This window comes from Roseovarius conchicola, from assembly GCF_041403425.1.
GTDB classification, from domain to species: Bacteria; Pseudomonadota; Alphaproteobacteria; order Rhodobacterales; family Rhodobacteraceae; genus Roseovarius; species Roseovarius conchicola.
This window is the reverse complement of sequence record NZ_JBGEHK010000001.1, coordinates 1,074,901-1,090,952: the sequence shown is the minus strand read 5'-3', so window position 1 is coordinate 1,090,952 and position 16,052 is coordinate 1,074,901. Positions and strand designations below refer to the sequence as shown.

Annotated in this window: 18 protein-coding genes and 1 tRNA gene; 10 read left to right on the top strand and 9 right to left on the bottom strand. The window is 60.0% G+C overall.

Annotation, left to right across the window (positions count from 1 at the left end; all coding sequences use genetic code 11):
• Positions 1-100: 100 nt before the first annotated feature.
• Positions 101-304 (top strand): hypothetical protein, encoded by a 204-nt coding sequence (locus V6N02_RS05315; protein ID WP_371224449.1) that lies wholly within the window; start codon positions 101-103, stop codon positions 302-304.
• Here the strand turns inward: V6N02_RS05315 and V6N02_RS05310 are convergent.
• The 8 genes from V6N02_RS05310 to V6N02_RS05275 all read right to left on the bottom strand — a co-directional run bounded on the left by V6N02_RS05310 (position 301) and on the right by V6N02_RS05275 (position 5,759).
• Positions 301-1,374 (bottom strand): 2'-deoxycytidine 5'-triphosphate deaminase, encoded by a 1,074-nt coding sequence (locus V6N02_RS05310; protein WP_371224448.1) that lies wholly within the window; start codon positions 1,372-1,374, stop codon positions 301-303. The two genes, V6N02_RS05315 and V6N02_RS05310, sit on opposite strands and share 4 nt — an antisense overlap.
• A gap of 59 nt (positions 1,375-1,433) precedes the next feature.
• A tRNA-Pro gene (locus V6N02_RS05305) sits at positions 1,434-1,510 on the bottom strand.
• 61 nt (positions 1,511-1,571) lie between these two features.
• Positions 1,572-2,333 (bottom strand): MerR family transcriptional regulator, encoded by a 762-nt coding sequence (locus V6N02_RS05300; RefSeq protein WP_371224447.1) that lies wholly within the window; start codon positions 2,331-2,333, stop codon positions 1,572-1,574.
• Between the two features lie 14 nt (positions 2,334-2,347).
• Complete coding sequence (ihfA, locus tag V6N02_RS05295) at positions 2,348-2,650, bottom strand: integration host factor subunit alpha (RefSeq protein ID WP_371224446.1); 303 nt, start codon at positions 2,648-2,650, stop codon at positions 2,348-2,350.
• Between the two features lie 108 nt (positions 2,651-2,758).
• A complete protein-coding gene (locus V6N02_RS05290) occupies positions 2,759-3,733 on the bottom strand; it encodes a beta-ketoacyl-ACP synthase III (protein WP_371224445.1) in 975 nt (324 codons plus the stop codon).
• Positions 3,730-4,824 carry a phosphate acyltransferase PlsX gene (gene plsX / locus V6N02_RS05285; RefSeq protein WP_371224444.1) on the bottom strand — a complete coding sequence of 365 codons (1,095 nt, stop codon included), beginning with the start codon at positions 4,822-4,824 and terminating at the stop codon, positions 3,730-3,732. Before plsX ends, V6N02_RS05290 begins: the two co-directional genes overlap by 4 nt.
• Positions 4,825-4,847: 23 nt before the next feature.
• A complete protein-coding gene (rpmF, locus tag V6N02_RS05280) occupies positions 4,848-5,054 on the bottom strand; it encodes a 50S ribosomal protein L32 (RefSeq protein ID WP_371224443.1) in 207 nt (68 codons plus the stop codon).
• A 150-nt stretch (positions 5,055-5,204) separates the two neighbouring features.
• Complete coding sequence (locus V6N02_RS05275; RefSeq protein WP_371224442.1) at positions 5,205-5,759, bottom strand: YceD family protein; 555 nt, start codon at positions 5,757-5,759, stop codon at positions 5,205-5,207.
• Between the two features lie 87 nt (positions 5,760-5,846).
• Here V6N02_RS05275 and V6N02_RS05270 point away from each other — a divergent pair, with 87 nt between their 5' ends.
• The 3 genes from V6N02_RS05270 (at position 5,847) to V6N02_RS05260 (ending at position 8,981) form a co-directional block, all read left to right on the top strand.
• The gene (locus V6N02_RS05270) at positions 5,847-6,302 is read left to right on the top strand and encodes an outer membrane protein assembly factor BamE (RefSeq protein WP_371224441.1); all 456 of its coding nucleotides are present in this window, start codon (positions 5,847-5,849) and stop codon (positions 6,300-6,302) included.
• An 87-nt stretch (positions 6,303-6,389) separates the two neighbouring features.
• Entirely contained in the window at positions 6,390-7,133 is a 744-nt protein-coding gene (locus V6N02_RS05265; protein WP_371224440.1) for a GNAT family N-acetyltransferase, read from the top strand.
• 39 nt (positions 7,134-7,172) lie between these two features.
• A complete protein-coding gene (locus V6N02_RS05260) occupies positions 7,173-8,981 on the top strand; it encodes an ABC-F family ATP-binding cassette domain-containing protein (RefSeq protein ID WP_371224439.1) in 1,809 nt (602 codons plus the stop codon).
• Here the strand turns inward: V6N02_RS05260 and V6N02_RS05255 are convergent.
• Positions 8,978-10,213, bottom strand: coding sequence for a cytochrome b/b6 domain-containing protein (locus V6N02_RS05255; RefSeq protein ID WP_371224438.1), 1,236 nt, complete (start codon positions 10,211-10,213; stop codon positions 8,978-8,980). The genes V6N02_RS05260 and V6N02_RS05255 overlap by 4 nt on opposite strands.
• A gap of 167 nt (positions 10,214-10,380) precedes the next feature.
• Here V6N02_RS05255 and fabD point away from each other — a divergent pair, with 167 nt between their 5' ends.
• The 6 genes from fabD (at position 10,381) to fabF (ending at position 16,050) form a co-directional block, all read left to right on the top strand.
• Positions 10,381-11,322, top strand: a complete 942-nt coding sequence (gene fabD, locus V6N02_RS05250; RefSeq protein WP_371224437.1) for an ACP S-malonyltransferase — start codon at positions 10,381-10,383, stop codon at positions 11,320-11,322.
• Positions 11,323-11,358: 36 nt separating this feature from the next.
• Entirely contained in the window at positions 11,359-12,096 is a 738-nt protein-coding gene (gene fabG, locus V6N02_RS05245; protein WP_371224436.1) for a 3-oxoacyl-[acyl-carrier-protein] reductase, read from the top strand.
• A gap of 263 nt (positions 12,097-12,359) precedes the next feature.
• Entirely contained in the window at positions 12,360-12,593 is a 234-nt protein-coding gene (locus tag V6N02_RS05240; protein WP_035247318.1) for an acyl carrier protein, read from the top strand.
• Between the two features lie 267 nt (positions 12,594-12,860).
• Complete coding sequence (locus tag V6N02_RS05235) at positions 12,861-13,421, top strand: hypothetical protein (protein ID WP_371224435.1); 561 nt, start codon at positions 12,861-12,863, stop codon at positions 13,419-13,421.
• A gap of 473 nt (positions 13,422-13,894) precedes the next feature.
• Entirely contained in the window at positions 13,895-14,638 is a 744-nt protein-coding gene (locus V6N02_RS05230; RefSeq protein ID WP_371224434.1) for a 1-(5-phosphoribosyl)-5-[(5-phosphoribosylamino)methylideneamino]imidazole-4-carboxamide isomerase, read from the top strand.
• Between the two features lie 152 nt (positions 14,639-14,790).
• A complete protein-coding gene (fabF, locus tag V6N02_RS05225; RefSeq protein WP_371224433.1) occupies positions 14,791-16,050 on the top strand; it encodes a beta-ketoacyl-ACP synthase II in 1,260 nt (419 codons plus the stop codon).
• The last annotated feature ends 2 nt before the right edge of the window (positions 16,051-16,052 follow it).

The following is a 16,052-nucleotide window of genomic DNA, read 5'->3' as shown; positions in this document are numbered from 1 at the left end:
GGCAGCAGACCGCCCAAAATTCGGGAAAACAGGATATCTGCCCTGAAAATTTCATGATTTGGTGTTAGATAACGCTGAGAGGCAGGAATAGGAGGGCGCAATGAACGCCAATCAAATTATCAACATGGTCGTGCGTCTGGTGATGCGCAGAGTCATCAATGACGGCGTAAATGCCGGGATGAATGCCGTGAGCAACAAGATGTCAAAGGGCGATAACAGCGATGCACCGGCCCAGGACACGGCAGAAACGCAGAAGCGCATGCGTCAGACGATGAAAACCACCCGCCGGATGAGCAAATTCTAGACTTTAAAGTGTTTCGACAGTTTCAGGCCCTGACCCTGATAGTTCGACGCGATGTCCGTGCCGTATAGCTGCTCGGGCGTCTCGGACATGCGTTCATAGACCAGTCGTCCGACCACCTGACCGTGCTCCAGCACGAACGGGGCCTCGTGGCAGCGCACTTCCAGCACACCGCGCGATCCGCTGCCACCAGCGGCGTCATAGCCAAAGCCGGGGTCGAAGAACCCTGCATAATGCACCCGGAATTCCCCTACCATGGCCAGATAAGGCGCCATTTCCGCCGCACAATCGGGCGGAATGGCAATCGCCTCGCGGCTGACCAGAATATAGAATGCTCCGGGATCAAGGATGATGCGGCCATCCGTGGTGTGCACTTCTTCCCAGTATTCGGCCGGGTCGTAATGGGCCAGCTTGCTGAGGTCCACGACACCCGTATGACGTTTGGCGCGATACCCCACCAGATCGCCGGAGCTGGGTTTGAGATCGACGGAAAAGCCAAGGCCGTCCGAGATGATGGCGTCACCGGTGACAATCGGCGTGCGGTCGTGCACGGCGCGCAGTTCGTCATCATCCAGAAGGGTTTTCCCTTGACGAAAAATCACCTGGTTGAGCAGTTGGCCGGGTTGGGCCACGACCGAGAAACTTTGCGGGCAAAGCTCGGCATAAAGCGGGCCATCATAGCCTTCGGGCACGCGGTCAAATTCGATGCCCCGATCGGTGATCACGCGGGTCATCAGATCGAGCCGCCCGATCGAACTTTTTGCGCTGGCCGCCGCCGTCATGCCCTTTGGAAGGGACAGCCGCTCCATCAAAGGCACGACGTAGACACAGCCTTTTTCCAGCACGGCCCCGCCGGTCAGCGGGATTTGGTGCATGGTCAGTTCGTCCAGCCTCTCTGCCACCGAGGCCTGACCGGGCAGGAACGAGGCACGGACGCGATACGCCGTATCACCAAGGCGCAGATCAAGCGAGGCGGGTTGAATCTGTTCGTTCAGGATGGGCGAGGACGCGGCAATGCTCCCGCCGGTGATCATCTGTCTGATTTGTCGGTCCGATAAGACACCGGTTTTCATGGGTCTTGCCCCCAGTTACGAAAACACCCGCCCGAAACACGGGCGGGCGGTTTTCAAAATGGTCGGGCTAGCAGGACTCGAACCTGCGACCTTCCGTCCCCCAGACGGACGCGCTACCAGGCTGCGCCATAGCCCGAACTTAGGGCGTTCATACTGCTTTTCGCAGCAGGGGCAAGGGGGATATCCCACTTTTTGTCCTATGAACTTCCATCGGAAAGATGCGGAGAAAGCCGATCGCGCAGATCGGCCAGCTTGCTGGCCAATGTCTTGGGGATCGGTCCTTCGAATCGGGCCAGGGCAGACAACGCACCGGGAGTGCCGTCGATATCTTCTTTTGGATCAGCGGGCACCTCGATCTTGGTCGGAGCTTTTGCCGTTGGCGTTTCGGCCTTTGAGGCCGGTTCGGGCTCTGGCCTGCGGTGCATGAAGCTGGGGAGGGCGGGGGTGCTTTCCTCAGACGCGGGGGCGTCCGGCTCGGGAGCGGGCGCTGATTCCGGTTTGGCCGAGGGTGCGGGTTTGGCCGTTGATGTGTCGTCCGAACGCGCGTCGGTCTTGGCCGGTTTGGTGTCCGCCGGCCCGGCCTCGCTGTCGCGCTGAAAGGACAGAACCGTGCCAGTGGCCGGCCCTTCATCGGCAGGTGTGACGTCTTCGGCCAGTTCGCTGGCTTCGGCTTCGGTCACCTCATCCAGGGCCTGGGACAGGGCGACCACATGTTTGACGCCGTTTTCGCGCAGGATTTTTTGCACGCCCTTGATCGTCATGCCGTCGTCATGCAGCAATTTCTTGATGCCGCCCAGCAATTGCATATCGGTCGGGCGATAATACCGCCGTCCCCCGGCGCGTTTGACCGGTTTGACCTGACTGAACTTGCTTTCCCAGAACCGCAAGACATGGGCTGGGGTTTCCAGCCAGTCGGCCACTTCGCTGATTGTGCGGAAGGCTTCGGCGGATTTGGCCATCAGGTCGGGCGTTCCTAGCGTTTGTTACCTGCCGCGACGCGCTCTTTCATCAGGTGCGACGGGCGGAAGGTCAGGACGCGGCGGGGATTGATCGGAACCTCTTCGCCGGTTTTCGGATTGCGGCCAACCCGGGCCGACTTGTCGCGCACGGAAAACGTGCCGAAAGAAGAGATTTTGACCTGCTGGCCATCCACCAGCGCATCAGACATGTGGTTCAGCACAGTTTCCACCAACTGGGCGGAATCGTTGCGAGACAGGCCCACTTCGCGAAACACTGCTTCGCTCAAATCCATTCTGGTCAACGTCTTGTCGCTCATCACATCCCCCTTGGTTTTGGCAACTTTAGGGTGGAAGGTTTTTCAGAGTCAACGCATCGCGGGTGAAAAGCACCTTTTAAGCGGATGAAATCGGGGATTTTTCGCCGATCACCAGCGTAAAATCACCGAGCCCCAGGCTAAACCGCCGCCTATGGCTTCGGACAAGAGCAGATCACCACGCTTGATTTTGCCTTCTTCCACGCCCACTGACAGGGCCAGCGGAATAGAGGCTGCCGAGGTATTTCCGTGATCCTGAACGGTCACAATCACACGCTCCATCGGGATGCCCATCTTCTTGGCGGTGCCCTGAATGATGCGGATATTGGCCTGATGAGGGACGATCCAATCGATGTCGTCATCCTCGAGCCCGATTTGTTTCAGCGCGGCAAATGCAGTGCCGGCCAGCTTGTCGACCGCCTGACGGAACAGGGCGTTGCCCTGCATACGCAGCTTGCCTGATTGCCCCGAGGTGGACACACCGCCATCCACATACAGCATGTCGCGATACCGCCCGTCGGAATTGAGGTCTGCGCCCAGTATGCCGCGATCCGAGTTATCACCCTTACCCTCTTGCGCGCTCAGAACCAATGCGCCCGCCCCATCGCCAAACAGCACGCAGGTGGAGCGATCCGTCCAATCCATGATCCGGCTGAAGGTTTCGGCACCGATCACCAGAATGCGTTTGGCCTGGCCCGAGACGATCATCGCATTGGCCGTGGTCAGCGCATAGACAAACCCGGCGCAGACAGCCTGTACGTCAAAGGCAAAGCCATGGGTCATGCCGATGCCCGATTGCACCATGGTTCCTACCGATGGGAAGGTCAGATCGGGTGTTGAGGTGGCCACGACAATGCCATCGATATCCTCGGCCGTGCAGCCAGCATGGGCCATGGCCGCATTGGCGGCGCGAATGGCCAGATCGGAGGTGGTTTGCCCCTCGGCGGCAAAGCGCCGGTTTTCGATCCCTGAGCGCGAGCGAATCCATTCGTCCGTCGTGTCGAGCGTCTTCTCAAACTCCGAATTCGGAACAATGCGATCCGGCAGGTAATGGCCGACACCTTCGACAACGGCGCGCAGGGTCATGTTGGATCACTTTCATTTTCTTCATCATCGCTCAGCATCGCGGCAGATGCCACGCGCGCGGCAAGTTTGGCCGAAAACCCGGACTGGGCAAGCTGGAAGGCAAGTTTCACCGCTGCCGACACACCCGTTTCATCTGCCGAGCCGTGGGATTTTACCACCGTGCCGTTCAGCCCCAGAAACACGCCGCCATTGACCTGTCGCGGATCAATCCGCTTTTTAAGCCTCCGCATAGAGGTATAGGCCAAAAGCGAGGCCATGCGGGACCAAATCGTATATCGGAACGCCTCGCGCAGCAGATCGCCGATCATGTTGGCGGTGCCTTCGCCGGTTTTGAGCGCGACATTGCCGGTAAACCCATCCGTGACGATGACATCGCAGACATCTCCGGGCAGATCGCGCCCCTCAACGAATCCGACAAAGTCAAAATCGGCATGTTTGGCATTGGCTTTGATCAGGTCATGCGCCTCTTTCAATTCGGCGCGGCCCTTATGTTCTTCGGTGCCCACATTCAGCAGGCCGACGCGCGGGCGTTTCAGGCCAAACCCGTTGCGCGCATAGGAAATGCCCATCAGCGCATATTGCATCAGGTCCTTGGCATCGGCGCGGATATCGGCACCACCATCCAGCATCACGTTGAAGCCCTGCGGATTGCGCGAGGGCCACAGCACCGCGATGGCCGGGCGATAGACGCCGTCCAGCTTGCGCAGACGCACCACCGACAACAGCATCAGCGCACCGGTATTGCCGCAGGAGACACAGACGGTCGCTTCGCCGTTGCGCACCGAATCAAGGGCGGACCACATCGACGTGTTCTTGCCATTGCGCATCACATGACTGGGCTTGTCTTCCATCGTGACCACTTCGGTCGCGTCGCGGATTTCACAGCAATCAGCCAGGTTCTTGCGTTTGGCGACTAGCTTTTCCAGCTCGTCCTTGGGACCGTGCAGAATAAACCCGATATCCGGGTTCTTATGAGCCGAACGCGAAATACCGGCGACAACGGTCGCCGGTCCCTCATCGCCACCCATGGCGTCAACCGAGATGATGGTACGCCCTGCGCCCGCCTTGGATGGATCCTTGCTAGCGGTCATGCGGGCGATTGTCCCCAGTCAGCTTAGGCTGCGTCTTCGTCCAGATCGATGTCATCAACCAGCGCGACAACTTCGCGATCCGCGTAATGGCCGCAGGCCGAGCAGACGTGGTGCGGGCGCTTGAGTTCGCCGCAGTTGGGGCATTCGTTGGGGTTCGCTGCGACCAGCGAGTCGTGGGCCCGCCGGTTGTTGCGGCGCGACTTGGAAACTTTGTTCTGTTGGACAGCCATGTCACAACCTTTATTTACTGTGGGCCAGCAGGCCCTGTTGCACGGGGTTTCAGCGGCTCTTAATCAGCGAGCGGCCGCCGGTTCAACCCAAAATCCGGTGAGAGCGCGAAAATACAGTGAAATCGTGGCAGGGCAAGCGATTTTTCGCCCTTAGTCGTCAGGTTTTTCAAGTTTGCCTTTCAGCGCGGCCAGACCGGCAAACGGCTTGGTGTCTTCATCGCTCATGGGGACGACGCCTTCAGCGGCAAAAGTGCTTTGTTCCAAGGCCGCATCCTCGGCGCGTGGATAGTCAGGCAGCGCCAGCGCCAGTGCCTCGCTCAGCACCGCGATCAGGTCGATTTCGGCGGGCAGGGGCTCGGTGCTGTCATCTTCGGGCATTTCGACCTCGTCTGATTCGATTGGAACCTCCCAATCGCGTACAAACCGGCGGGTGACGGGCTGATCAATGCGGGTGGTGACCGGGGACAGGGTAATCACGCAAGGTTGAATGGCTGTCGCGCCCAGCGTGCCCTCAAGCACCCAGTCATCGCGCCCCTCGGCCCGCAGGCGGCCTGCGAAGGACAGCTTGCGCAACCCAGACAGATCAAGCGCCTCGGCGATCTGGGCGCAGGTATCGGCGTCGGGTGTCAGGTCAAAGGCATGACCTTTGCGCTGGGGCAGGTCGGCCACGCGCAAAACCGTCTGTGTTTTGGGGATGTCGGCCATATCAGCGCGCTTCCTTTCTTGAACCTATGTACCACCTTGTTGTAAGCGGGATAAAAGGCAAGTCGTGCCAAGTTCAAGGGGGCGTAGATGTTTGGGGTCATCAACCGGGTGAAAACCATGCTGGCTGTTTGCCTTGTGGTCCTTGTTGCGGGATGTTCTGCCACCTATCAAAACCATGGCTACGTGCCCACTGACAGCGAGTTGCTGGAACTGGTCGAAGGCGTTGATTCCAAGGCGACAGTCGATGACGTGATCGGGCCGCCTTCGTCTGCGGGGCTTTTGGCGGGGGGCGACTACTACTATGTACGCAGCCGCATCAAGACCTTGGGCATGTTCCGCCCCGAAGTGGTGGAGCGTCAGATCCTCGCGATCAGTTTTGATGAGTCCGACACGATCGAGAATATCGAACGCTTTAGCCTGCAGGATGGCAATGTTGTCGCTCTGTCGCGCCGGGTGACGGATTCGTCCGTGGTGGGCAATGGCTTCTGGCGTCAGATCCTTGGCAATTTCGGCAATTTCGATCCCTCCACACTCTTCAACTGATGCGTCACTTCGCTGTCATCACGAATGTGATAAAGACGATTCCAGAGCGATAGAAATAAGGGTCATCCCGACCTGGTGGATTTCGTGATGCCGACATTGACCAAAGGGTGCTACAGGGCCCGCATCGCCCGAACCCACGCCGATATCGAGGCCGCCCAGGCTTTGCGGGGACTGGCCTTTGCAACAGCCCCTGATACCGCCTGCCGCGATTGCGATCCGTTTGATGATCTGTGCACGCATTTTCTGATCGAAGAGCAGAACGGCGGGCGTCTGGTGTGCTGTTTCCGCATCCTGCATCTAAACGGTGGAGCCGAGATTGAGCGCAGTTATTCGGCCCAGTTCTATGAACTTTCCGCCCTGAACGCATTTGACGGCCCGATGGTTGAGATGGGCCGCTTTTGTCTGCATCCCGAGGTGCATGACCCTGATGTGCTGCGCGTCGCTTGGGGTGCGTTGACCCGGTATGTGGATGATAACGGGATCGAGATGCTGTTTGGCTGTTCGTCCTTTCAGGGCACAGCGCATGATCCTTATCTTGATGCCTTCGCCATGCTGAAAGAGCGCCATCTGGCCCCGCGGCGCTGGTTGCCGCGGGTCAAAGCGCCCTCGGTGTTTCGATTCGCACAGGCGCTGCGCCTGCGTAAACCCGATGTGAAACAGGCCATGCTGCGGATGCCGCCTTTGCTGCGCACTTATCTTCTGATGGGGGGATGGGTCAGCGATCATGCGGTGGTCGATCCGCATATGAACACGCTGCATGTTTTTACCGGGCTTGAAATCAGGGCGATTCCTGCAGCGCGCAAACGTCTGTTACGGGCCGTGGCGCGATAGGATGTTGACGGCCTGAGCCCGCCAAGGTAGCCCGACGCCATGGCGCGCGCACCCCTTTTGCAACTGAGTGATGTTTCCCTGACCTTCGGCGGGGACCCGGTATTTGACGACCTTTCGCTGGTGATCCAGCAGGGGGATCGCGTTGCATTGGTCGGGCGCAACGGATCGGGTAAATCCACGTTGATGAAGGTGATGGCGGGCCTTGTTGAGGTGGATACCGGTACGCGCACCCTGACGCCCGGCAAAAGCGTCGGCTACATGGAGCAGGACCCGGACATGGCCGGGTTTGCGACCTTGGGGGATTACGCCATCTCGGGGCTGGACCCCAGCGAGATGTACAAGGTCGAACGCGCGGGGGAAGGTCTGAAATTCGATCCCGCACGGCCCGTCGAAACTGCCTCGGGCGGGGAACGCCGCCGTGCGGCGCTGGCCAAGCTGATGGCCGAAGCACCTGATCTGATGCTGCTGGACGAGCCGACGAACCATATGGATATCGAGGCGATCGGCTGGCTTGAGGCCGAGTTGAAACAGACGCGCGCTGGCTTTGTCCTGATCAGCCATGACCGCGCATTTTTACGTGCATTGAGCCGCGCAACCCTTTGGATTGACAGAGGAATGACCCGCCGGCACGAAAAGGGTTTCGAGGCTTTCGAGGCGTGGCGTGACACCGTCTGGGAAGAGGAAGACATCCAGCGTCACAAGCTGAACCGCAAGATCAAGGCCGAGGCCCGCTGGGCCGTGGAAGGGATCAGCGCGCGGCGCAAGCGCAACCAGGGCCGCGTGCGCGCATTGCAGGCCTTGCGTCAGGAACGCGCCAGCCAGATCAAGCGCCAGGGCACGGCCGCGATGGTTTTGGAAAGCGGGCCCAAATCCGGGCGCAAGGTGATCGAGGCACGGGGTATTTCCAAGTCTTTCGGCGATGTGCCGATTGTAAAAGATTTTTCGATCAAGATTCAGCGCGGTGACCGTGTGGGCTTTGTTGGCCCGAATGGTGTGGGCAAGACCACGCTGCTCAACATGCTGATTGGCAAAGAAGAACCGGATTCAGGGCAGGTCAGCCATGGCACGAAATTGCTGCCCGTTGTGTTCGATCAATCCCGCGCCGCGCTGGACCCGGATATGACCTTGTGGGACAGCCTGACCGGCGACAAGGACATGCGCGTGTCGGGGCAGGCCGATCAGGTGATGGTACGGGGGCAACCGCGCCATGTGGTTGGATATCTCAAGGATTTCCTGTTTGACGAAGCTCAGGCCCGCGCGCCGGTTCGCTCGCTGTCGGGCGGGGAAAAGGCGCGGCTTTTGTTGGCCAAGCTGATGGCGCGCGAAAGCAACCTTCTGGTGCTGGACGAGCCGACCAATGATCTGGATATCGAAACGCTCGACCTGTTGCAGGAATTGCTGGACGATTACGACGGCACAGTGATGCTGGTCAGTCACGACCGTGATTTTCTGGACCGTGTCGTGACCCAGACCATCGCGTTGGAGGGCCGGGGCCGGGCGACCGCCTATGCCGGTGGGTGGAGCGATTACCAGTCACAGAAACCCGAGGGTGAGAGCGGTCCTGCGATTTCTAAATCCAAATCAAAGGCGGGTCAAAAGCCTCAGAAAACGCAGGGAAAATCAGGGCTGAGCTTTACCGAGAAGCACCGCCTTGAAACCTTGCCCGATGAAATGGAACGCCTGCAAGCCGAGATCAGCAAACTGGAAGAGTTGATGGCCGATCCCGAGCTGTTCACCCGCGAGCCGGTAAAGTTCCAGAAGGCGACCGAAGCCCTGACCGCGCGCCACAAAGCCCTGTCAGAGGCCGAGGAAGAGTGGCTGGATCTGGCCGAGCGGGCCGAGGGTTAATCGTCCGCCACCTGCCGGGCGGTCAGGGCGAACGAGATGTCGACACCAAAGCCCAAAGACCCCTCATCCGTTACATCCAAACCCATTTTGAACGCCCGGCGATCCACCTCGGCGGTGCCTGTGGCTTCGGCCTGATCTCCTTCAATCGTGAGTTCAAAGGGCAGGTCGAATGGCACTGTTTCCTCGCGGATCGTCAGATTACCTTTGGCTGCCAAGCCGCTGTCGATACTCATAATATCCGCTTTGTAGGTGGCAAGTGGGTGGGCCGCGCTGTTCAGGTATGCGGGCCCGGTGGCCTGATCGGTCACACTGCCCAACGTCAGGGAGGCGGTGTTGATCTCGACCACCACTTCACCGTGTTTGCCGTTGGCATCTGCGGTCTCGGCATATTGAATGCGCGCGCTCCAGTCGGCGAACTGGCCCGTGATGTCAGCGCCCATTTGCGTCACGGTGATCTCAAGCGTGCCGTCTTCAACCTGCCAGTTGCCCCCTTCGGCGGACAGGGTGGTGGGCACCGGCGCGGCAGCCTCGGGCAGGGCGAACCACCCCAGCATGGCGGCACCGCCCAAAACCCCCGCCCAAACCGTGACAGCCCCGAGGAACGGTGCCGCATGGCCCGGCTGTTCGGCGGTCGGTTGCCCGTCCACATCACCGGGCCACATCCGGCGCAGCGTGGCATCGCCATCCAGAACGTGATGCTTCAACGCGCCCATGATATGAAGGCCAAGCGAACCGATCAGCACCCATTGCAGCACATAGTGCAGCGTACTGGTCAGGTCTGACAGCACGGGGTCTTTGGGCACGAAGGGCAGTGTTTGACCAAAGGGCCACCAAATCGGCGCATAGCCGGTTGTGGCAGCGTGATGCACCCAGCCACTGAGCGGGACCATCACCAGCGAACCGTAAAGCAACCAATGCACCGTGCTGGCCGCAAACGCCTCAAGCCGATTGTCCCCGTTCAGCAATCCGGGGCGGGGCTGGATCATCGCCCAGAATATGCGGGCAAGCGCAACGAAAAACACCGCCACGCCCAAAGTCTTATGCAGGGAGAACAACAGGGTGGTCCGGTCGATCAAGGTCTGATCCGGCGCGCCCTCGGCCGAAGTGATCGCATGGGCCATGTTCTCGGCAATAATCCCTAGGGGGATGATTGCCAGAATCAACAGGGCGGTCAGCCAGTGGAAGCTTTTGGCGACGCTGCCATAGCGCGTATCGGTGTTGTGGCGGGGCATGTCGGGCCTCTTCGGTTTTAACGCACCTTTAACATGCGGTGCGCGCAGGCGAAGGGCAATCTGTGGCCCACGCACATCTGAGGTGCGTTTGTGCAGGGCGTTGCCTAAGCGCGCTTTGCAGGATATCCCCGAGGGCAACAAGACGAAGGAGGCAACAGGCAACCATCATGAGCCGAGCATTTGTATTTCCGGGGCAGGGTGCCCAGACGATTGGCATGGGCAAAGCGCTGGCCGAGGCATATCCGGCTGCGAAAGCGGTGTTTGACGAGGTGGACGAGGCGTTGGGAGAGTCACTATCTGCGCTGATCTGGGAGGGCGAGCAGGATCAACTGACCCTGACGCAGAACGCGCAACCTGCATTGATGGCAACGTCGCTTGCGGCAACGCGCGCGCTGGAGGCCGAAGGCGTCACGCTGGACAAGGTGTCTTTTGTCGCCGGGCATTCATTGGGTGAGTATTCCGCATTGGCTGCCGCGGGCGCAATCAGCGTGGCGGATACGGCCCGGTTGCTGCGCACCCGTGGCGAGGCGATGCAAAAGGCGGTGCCTGTGGGTGTAGGGGCGATGGCCGCGATACTGGGCCTTGATCTGGAAACGGTTCGCCAACTTGCCGAGGAGGCCGCCCAAGGCGAGGTTTGTCAGGCCGCCAATGACAACGATCCGGCACAGGTAGTGATTTCCGGCCATGCAGGGGCCGTGCAACGTGCGGCGGATATGGCCAAGGAACGCGGAGCCAAACGCGCCATGTTGCTGCCTGTCAGCGCGCCCTTCCATTGTGCGCTGATGGAGCCTGCCGCCGAGGTGATGGAAAAGGCCCTTGCCGACGTTGATATTGCTGCGCCGACCGTGCCGCTGGTGGCCAATGTGGTGGCCGAGGCGGTCAGTGATCCGGCGGGTATCCGCGCGTTGTTGATCCGCCAGGTGACCGGATCGGTGCGCTGGCGCGAATCTGTGCAATACATGGCCGCGCAAGGTGTGAGCGAGATATGGGAAATCGGTGCGGGCAAGGCCTTGTCGGGCATGGTGCGCCGGATTGATCGCGATGTTGCGACTGGCGCTGTTGGTACGCCTGATGACGTCAAGGCCGCTACCGAGGCCATGGCCGGTTAAACCGCGCTGAATTCTGAAATAAGTGAGAGATTGTAAATGTTTGACCTGACAGGAAAATGCGCGCTGGTCACCGGCGCATCCGGAGGAATTGGCGGGGCCATCGCAAAGGCGCTGCATGGCGCGGGGGCCACGGTTGGAATCAGCGGCACGCGCGTTGATCCGTTGAATGCCCTGGCGTCCGAATTGGGCGACCGGGTGCATGTGCTGCCCTGCAACCTGTCCGACCCCGAGGCGGTCGATGCCCTGCCGAAACAGGCGATTGAGGCAATGGGCAGCGTGGATATTCTGGTCAATAATGCCGGAATCACCCGTGACCAGATTTTCATGCGCATGTCCGATGAAGAATGGCAAAGCGTGATTGACGTGAACCTGACCTCGACCATGCGTCTGTGCCGTGGCGTGATGCGCCCGATGATGAAGGCACGCTGGGGGCGGATCGTCAATATCAGCTCTATTGTCGGTGCCACGGGCAATCCCGGGCAGGTGAATTATGCGGCCTCCAAGGCCGGGATGGTGGGGCTGACCAAGTCCATCGCCTACGAGGTGGCCAGCCGGGGCATCACCGCCAACGCGGTCGCGCCGGGCTTTGTGGCAACGCCGATGACTGACAAGTTGACGGATGATCAGAAAGACAAGCTGAACGCGCAGATTCCTGCGGCCCGCATGGGGACGCCCGAGGAAATCGCCGCCGCGGTTCTCTATCTGGCGTCTCCCGAGGCAGGTTATGTCACGGGCACGACCTTGCATGTGAACGGTGGAATGGCGATGCTGTAACGGCGCTGTCGGGCCGTGCGGATCGACGCCCCGGGCGCCCGTCGACGAAGGGCCAGTCCTTGAATTCGAGGGTATGGTTCCCAAGTGGGGAAATGATTTGCCAACGCCGCGCCATGTGTTATAGGCGGCGCAGATTTGTCGGGGCTGACCAGTAAAGGTTCCCTGATCGTCCGGTCAGACCGGGCATATTCCAAGGCCTCTCTTCCGGTTGGACAGGGGCAATAACGGGCCAGACGGCCCATGAGAACGATGAGGATTATGACATGAGCGATATCGCAGACCGCGTGAAGAAGATCGTTGTGGAACACCTGGGCGTGGAAGAGGACAAGGTTGCTGAAAACGCCTCGTTCATCGACGATCTGGGCGCAGACAGCCTGGACACGGTCGAGCTGGTCATGGCTTTTGAAGAAGAGTTTGGTATCGAAATCCCGGATGACGCTGCCGAAACCATTCAGACTTTCGGCGATGCGGTTAAGTTCATCACGGAAGCGTCGTAAGACATATCTCCGCTATCTCGCGGTGATGAAGGCCTCGCATTTTGCGGGGCCTTTTCTTTGATGGATGCTTGCTTGCCTGCCCCAATCGGGTGATGTTTGTATGCCGCACCCACGTGGATGTGACCGGGGCGGTTGCTCGACATTTCAGACGGCCCGCGCTAGCACGGCTATATGTTAAGATCAGGGTTGAGCCGACGGATGATCAAGATCACGGCATTTTTTAAGGCACTTTGGGTGGCAGGCCTGCTTCTGCTTGCGGCGTGCAGCATGCCCGACGGAGAACGACGGGCGGTTCCGGCTGCGCCGTTGACGGTTCAGAGCACCGAGGCTGCCAGCGACGTCGCGGACCTTACGGCAAGTATTCTTGCGTTGAGCCCGGGCATTGATCCTGAGGAAGCCGCGCGTGCGGCACGGATATCTTATGAGCATACGGCGCGATTGCGCCGCGAGTACCAGATCACCGATGGTCCTCTGCTGCACAACATCAAGGTCAACAATGGCACCAAACCGCGCGGGTTGTGCTGGCATTGGGCCGAAGACATGGAAAAGCGCCTGAAGATCGAGAATTTCCAGACACTGGACCTGCACCGTGCCATTGCGAATTACGACAACTGGCGGCTTGAGCATTCTACCACGATTGTCAGCGCCAAAGGGGCGTCGATGTATGATGGCATCGTCTTGGATCCCTGGCGCAAAGGTGGGGTTCTGACGTGGAAGGCAGTGCGCGCCGATACCCGTTACAAATGGACCCCTCGGGCGGATGTGTTCGAGTGGAAGCGCGAGCGGGGGTTGCTGACAACACGCTATGTCACTGCCGCCGGGGGATGAACTGAAACACCCGAATTTGAGCGAGCTTTCGCGATAGTGTGTTAAAGACGCCGGCTCTGAGCCCTTTGCGGTCGTCGCTGTTAAGCACCAAGCCGGTTAACAGCCGCGCAGCGGCCCGGCCATCGTCAGCCCCTCCTTTGGGCTGGCGATTACTCTGACACAGGCGCTGCGCTCGTTCTGTGGATGTACTTTGCGAGCATAAAGCGCCCCGAAGCAAATGGTGGGTCGCCACCCCAGGGGCTGACGTTGGCCTCCGGTGGCTGGCCCGCGGCGAAGGTCCGCTTTGTCCCGCAACGCGGCCCTTACCGGCCCAACATACCTGAGGCTTACCTCCGTCAGTATCACCTGTTTGCGGCGCAAATCTTCTCTATCATGCCGATTTAGGGACAGCGCGGCCCTGTGCTATGATGCATGAGGGGCCGATCCGGTCGCCGCACCGGGGGCTTTATCGTGTTTCAAAGGGACGTGCTGCCATGATCATTTATCCCACACTTGAACTGCATAACGGAAAATGCGTGTCGCTGACGCGCGGACGTCTGGACGAGCCGGTGATTTGGCATCGCGATCCGGTCGAAACGGCGCGGGGCTTTGCTGCGGCCGGGGCGGAATGGATGCACCTGACGGACATCAACGCCCTTATCGGGGATGGCGATAACAACGATCTCTCCGAGGAAATCATCCGCAGCGCGGGCATTCCTGTCCAGATGGGCGGCGGGTTCCGGTCTCGCGAGGCGGTGGAACGTTGGATCGACAAAGGGGTCGGGCGCGTCGTGGTCGGCACATTGGCCTCGCAAGACCCCGGTCTGGTGAAGGAACTGGCCAAGTGGTATCCCGACCAGATTGTCCTGGCGATCGACATTTTCCAGGGGCAGATGATGACCGATGGCTGGCGTCAGCCCAGTGCGTTCAGTCCCGAAACCTTCATGGCGGAGTTTGAAAACACGCCCCTGGCAGGGATCATCCTGACGGATATCGACGCGGATATCGAAGACAGCGATGGCAGTCTGGGCGTGATCTCGGGGCTGGCCGGCAAGACCCGGCATCAGGTTGTATCGCGCGGCACGATTTCTCGCGCGGATGATGTGGTGCGCCTGAAATACATTCCCAATATCGAGGGCACGCTGATCGGGCGGGCGCTGATGTCCAAGGATATCGATCTGGCCGAAGCGCTGGAGTTTGCCCGCACGCAGCCGGAACCCACGGCCGAGTTCCAATAAGAAGTTTTAAAATGACCTTCTTTCAGATGCGCGACCCCGCCGATTTGCGGGCCGCGCTCTTGCTCCTCATGGGTAAGGCGCGCTAAGAGCAGCGTAGACCGATGGAGTGTGTCGCAAACCACTCCGAAAGAAAAGATGAAAGGGGCAGCATCATGCGGCGCGTTGTTGTGACAGGCCTTGGATTGGTGACACCGCTGGCTTCCGGCGTTGAAGAAAGCTGGAGCCGTTTGCTGGACGGGCAATCGGGTGCGGGGCCGATCACTCGTTTTGATGCCTCGAATGTGGTGACCACCTATGCCTGCGAAGTTCCTTTAGGCGATGGCACGGATGGTACGTTTAACGCGGACGATCACATGTCTCCCAAGGAGCGCCGCAAGGTGGATGATTTCATCCTCTATGGCTTGGCTGCTGCCGATCAGGCCGTCAAGGATGCGGGCTGGACTCCGGAGGACGAAGAAAGCCTGTTGCGCACCGGCGTAATGATCGGGTCTGGCATTGGCGGCCTGCAGTCGATTGAACAAACCACTCTGCTGATTGCCGAGAAAGGCCCGCGCCGCGTGTCGCCTTTCTTTATTCCGGGTGCCCTGATCAACCTGATCTCTGGTCAGGTGGGCATCCGGTACGGTTTCAAAGGGCCCAACCATGCGGTTGTAACGGCCTGTTCCACGGGCGCGCATGCCATCGGCGACGCGAGCCGCATGATCATGTTTGGCGATGCCGATGTGATGATCGCCGGCGGGGCCGAGGCGGCGATTTGCCAGATCGGAATCGCCGGGTTCAACGCTTGCAAGGCGCTGTCGACCAAACGCGCCGATGATCCCAAGGCCGCCAGCCGCCCCTATGATGCGGATCGGGACGGGTTTGTCATGGGCGAAGGCGCTGGCATCGTGGTGTTGGAGGAATACGAACACGCCAAGGCACGGGGCGCCAAGATTTACGCCGAAGTGGCGGGCTATGGCCTGTCGGGCGATGCCTATCACATCACCGCCCCTTCCGAGGATGGCGATGGGGGCTTTCGCTCGATGACGGCGGCGCTGAAGAACGCCGGGCTGACGCCGGGAGACGTGGATTACATCAACGCACATGGCACCTCGACCATGGCCGACACGATCGAGTTACAGGCAGTGGAACGCTTGCTGGGTGACAAGGCCGGGCATGCGACGATGAGTTCGACCAAATCCGCCACGGGCCACCTGCTGGGGGCCGCGGGCGCGATCGAGGCGATCTTCTCGATCCTGGCGATCCGCGATCAGGTGGCGCCGCCCACGATCAACCTGGACAACCCGGCGGTTGAGACGCCGATTGACCTGGCCCCGAACGCCAAGCGCGAACGTGAGATCAATGTCGCTCTGTCCAATTCTTTCGGGTTTGGCGGCACCAATGCGTCGGTTCTGTTCCGAAAGGTGGATTGATC

Bases quoted from the DNA above. Each gene is read 5' to 3' on its own strand.
- V6N02_RS05315 (WP_371224449.1), top strand. From the start codon at position 101: ATGAACGCCAATCAAATTATCAACATGGTCGTGCGTCTGGTGATGCGC.
- V6N02_RS05310 (WP_371224448.1), bottom strand. From the start codon at position 1,374: ATGAAAACCGGTGTCTTATCGGACCGACAAATCAGACAGATGATCACC.
- V6N02_RS05300 (WP_371224447.1), bottom strand. From the start codon at position 2,333: ATGGCCAAATCCGCCGAAGCCTTCCGCACAATCAGCGAAGTGGCCGAC.
- ihfA (WP_371224446.1), bottom strand. From the start codon at position 2,650: ATGAGCGACAAGACGTTGACCAGAATGGATTTGAGCGAAGCAGTGTTT.
- V6N02_RS05290 (WP_371224445.1), bottom strand. From the start codon at position 3,733: ATGACCCTGCGCGCCGTTGTCGAAGGTGTCGGCCATTACCTGCCGGAT.
- plsX (WP_371224444.1), bottom strand. From the start codon at position 4,824: ATGACCGCTAGCAAGGATCCATCCAAGGCGGGCGCAGGGCGTACCATC.
- rpmF (WP_371224443.1), bottom strand. From the start codon at position 5,054: ATGGCTGTCCAACAGAACAAAGTTTCCAAGTCGCGCCGCAACAACCGG.
- V6N02_RS05275 (WP_371224442.1), bottom strand. From the start codon at position 5,759: ATGGCCGACATCCCCAAAACACAGACGGTTTTGCGCGTGGCCGACCTG.
- V6N02_RS05270 (WP_371224441.1), top strand. From the start codon at position 5,847: ATGTTTGGGGTCATCAACCGGGTGAAAACCATGCTGGCTGTTTGCCTT.
- V6N02_RS05265 (WP_371224440.1), top strand. From the start codon at position 6,390: ATGCCGACATTGACCAAAGGGTGCTACAGGGCCCGCATCGCCCGAACC.
- V6N02_RS05260 (WP_371224439.1), top strand. From the start codon at position 7,173: ATGGCGCGCGCACCCCTTTTGCAACTGAGTGATGTTTCCCTGACCTTC.
- V6N02_RS05255 (WP_371224438.1), bottom strand. From the start codon at position 10,213: ATGCCCCGCCACAACACCGATACGCGCTATGGCAGCGTCGCCAAAAGC.
- fabD (WP_371224437.1), top strand. From the start codon at position 10,381: ATGAGCCGAGCATTTGTATTTCCGGGGCAGGGTGCCCAGACGATTGGC.
- fabG (WP_371224436.1), top strand. From the start codon at position 11,359: ATGTTTGACCTGACAGGAAAATGCGCGCTGGTCACCGGCGCATCCGGA.
- V6N02_RS05240 (WP_035247318.1), top strand. From the start codon at position 12,360: ATGAGCGATATCGCAGACCGCGTGAAGAAGATCGTTGTGGAACACCTG.
- V6N02_RS05235 (WP_371224435.1), top strand. From the start codon at position 12,861: ATGCCCGACGGAGAACGACGGGCGGTTCCGGCTGCGCCGTTGACGGTT.
- V6N02_RS05230 (WP_371224434.1), top strand. From the start codon at position 13,895: ATGATCATTTATCCCACACTTGAACTGCATAACGGAAAATGCGTGTCG.
- fabF (WP_371224433.1), top strand. From the start codon at position 14,791: ATGCGGCGCGTTGTTGTGACAGGCCTTGGATTGGTGACACCGCTGGCT.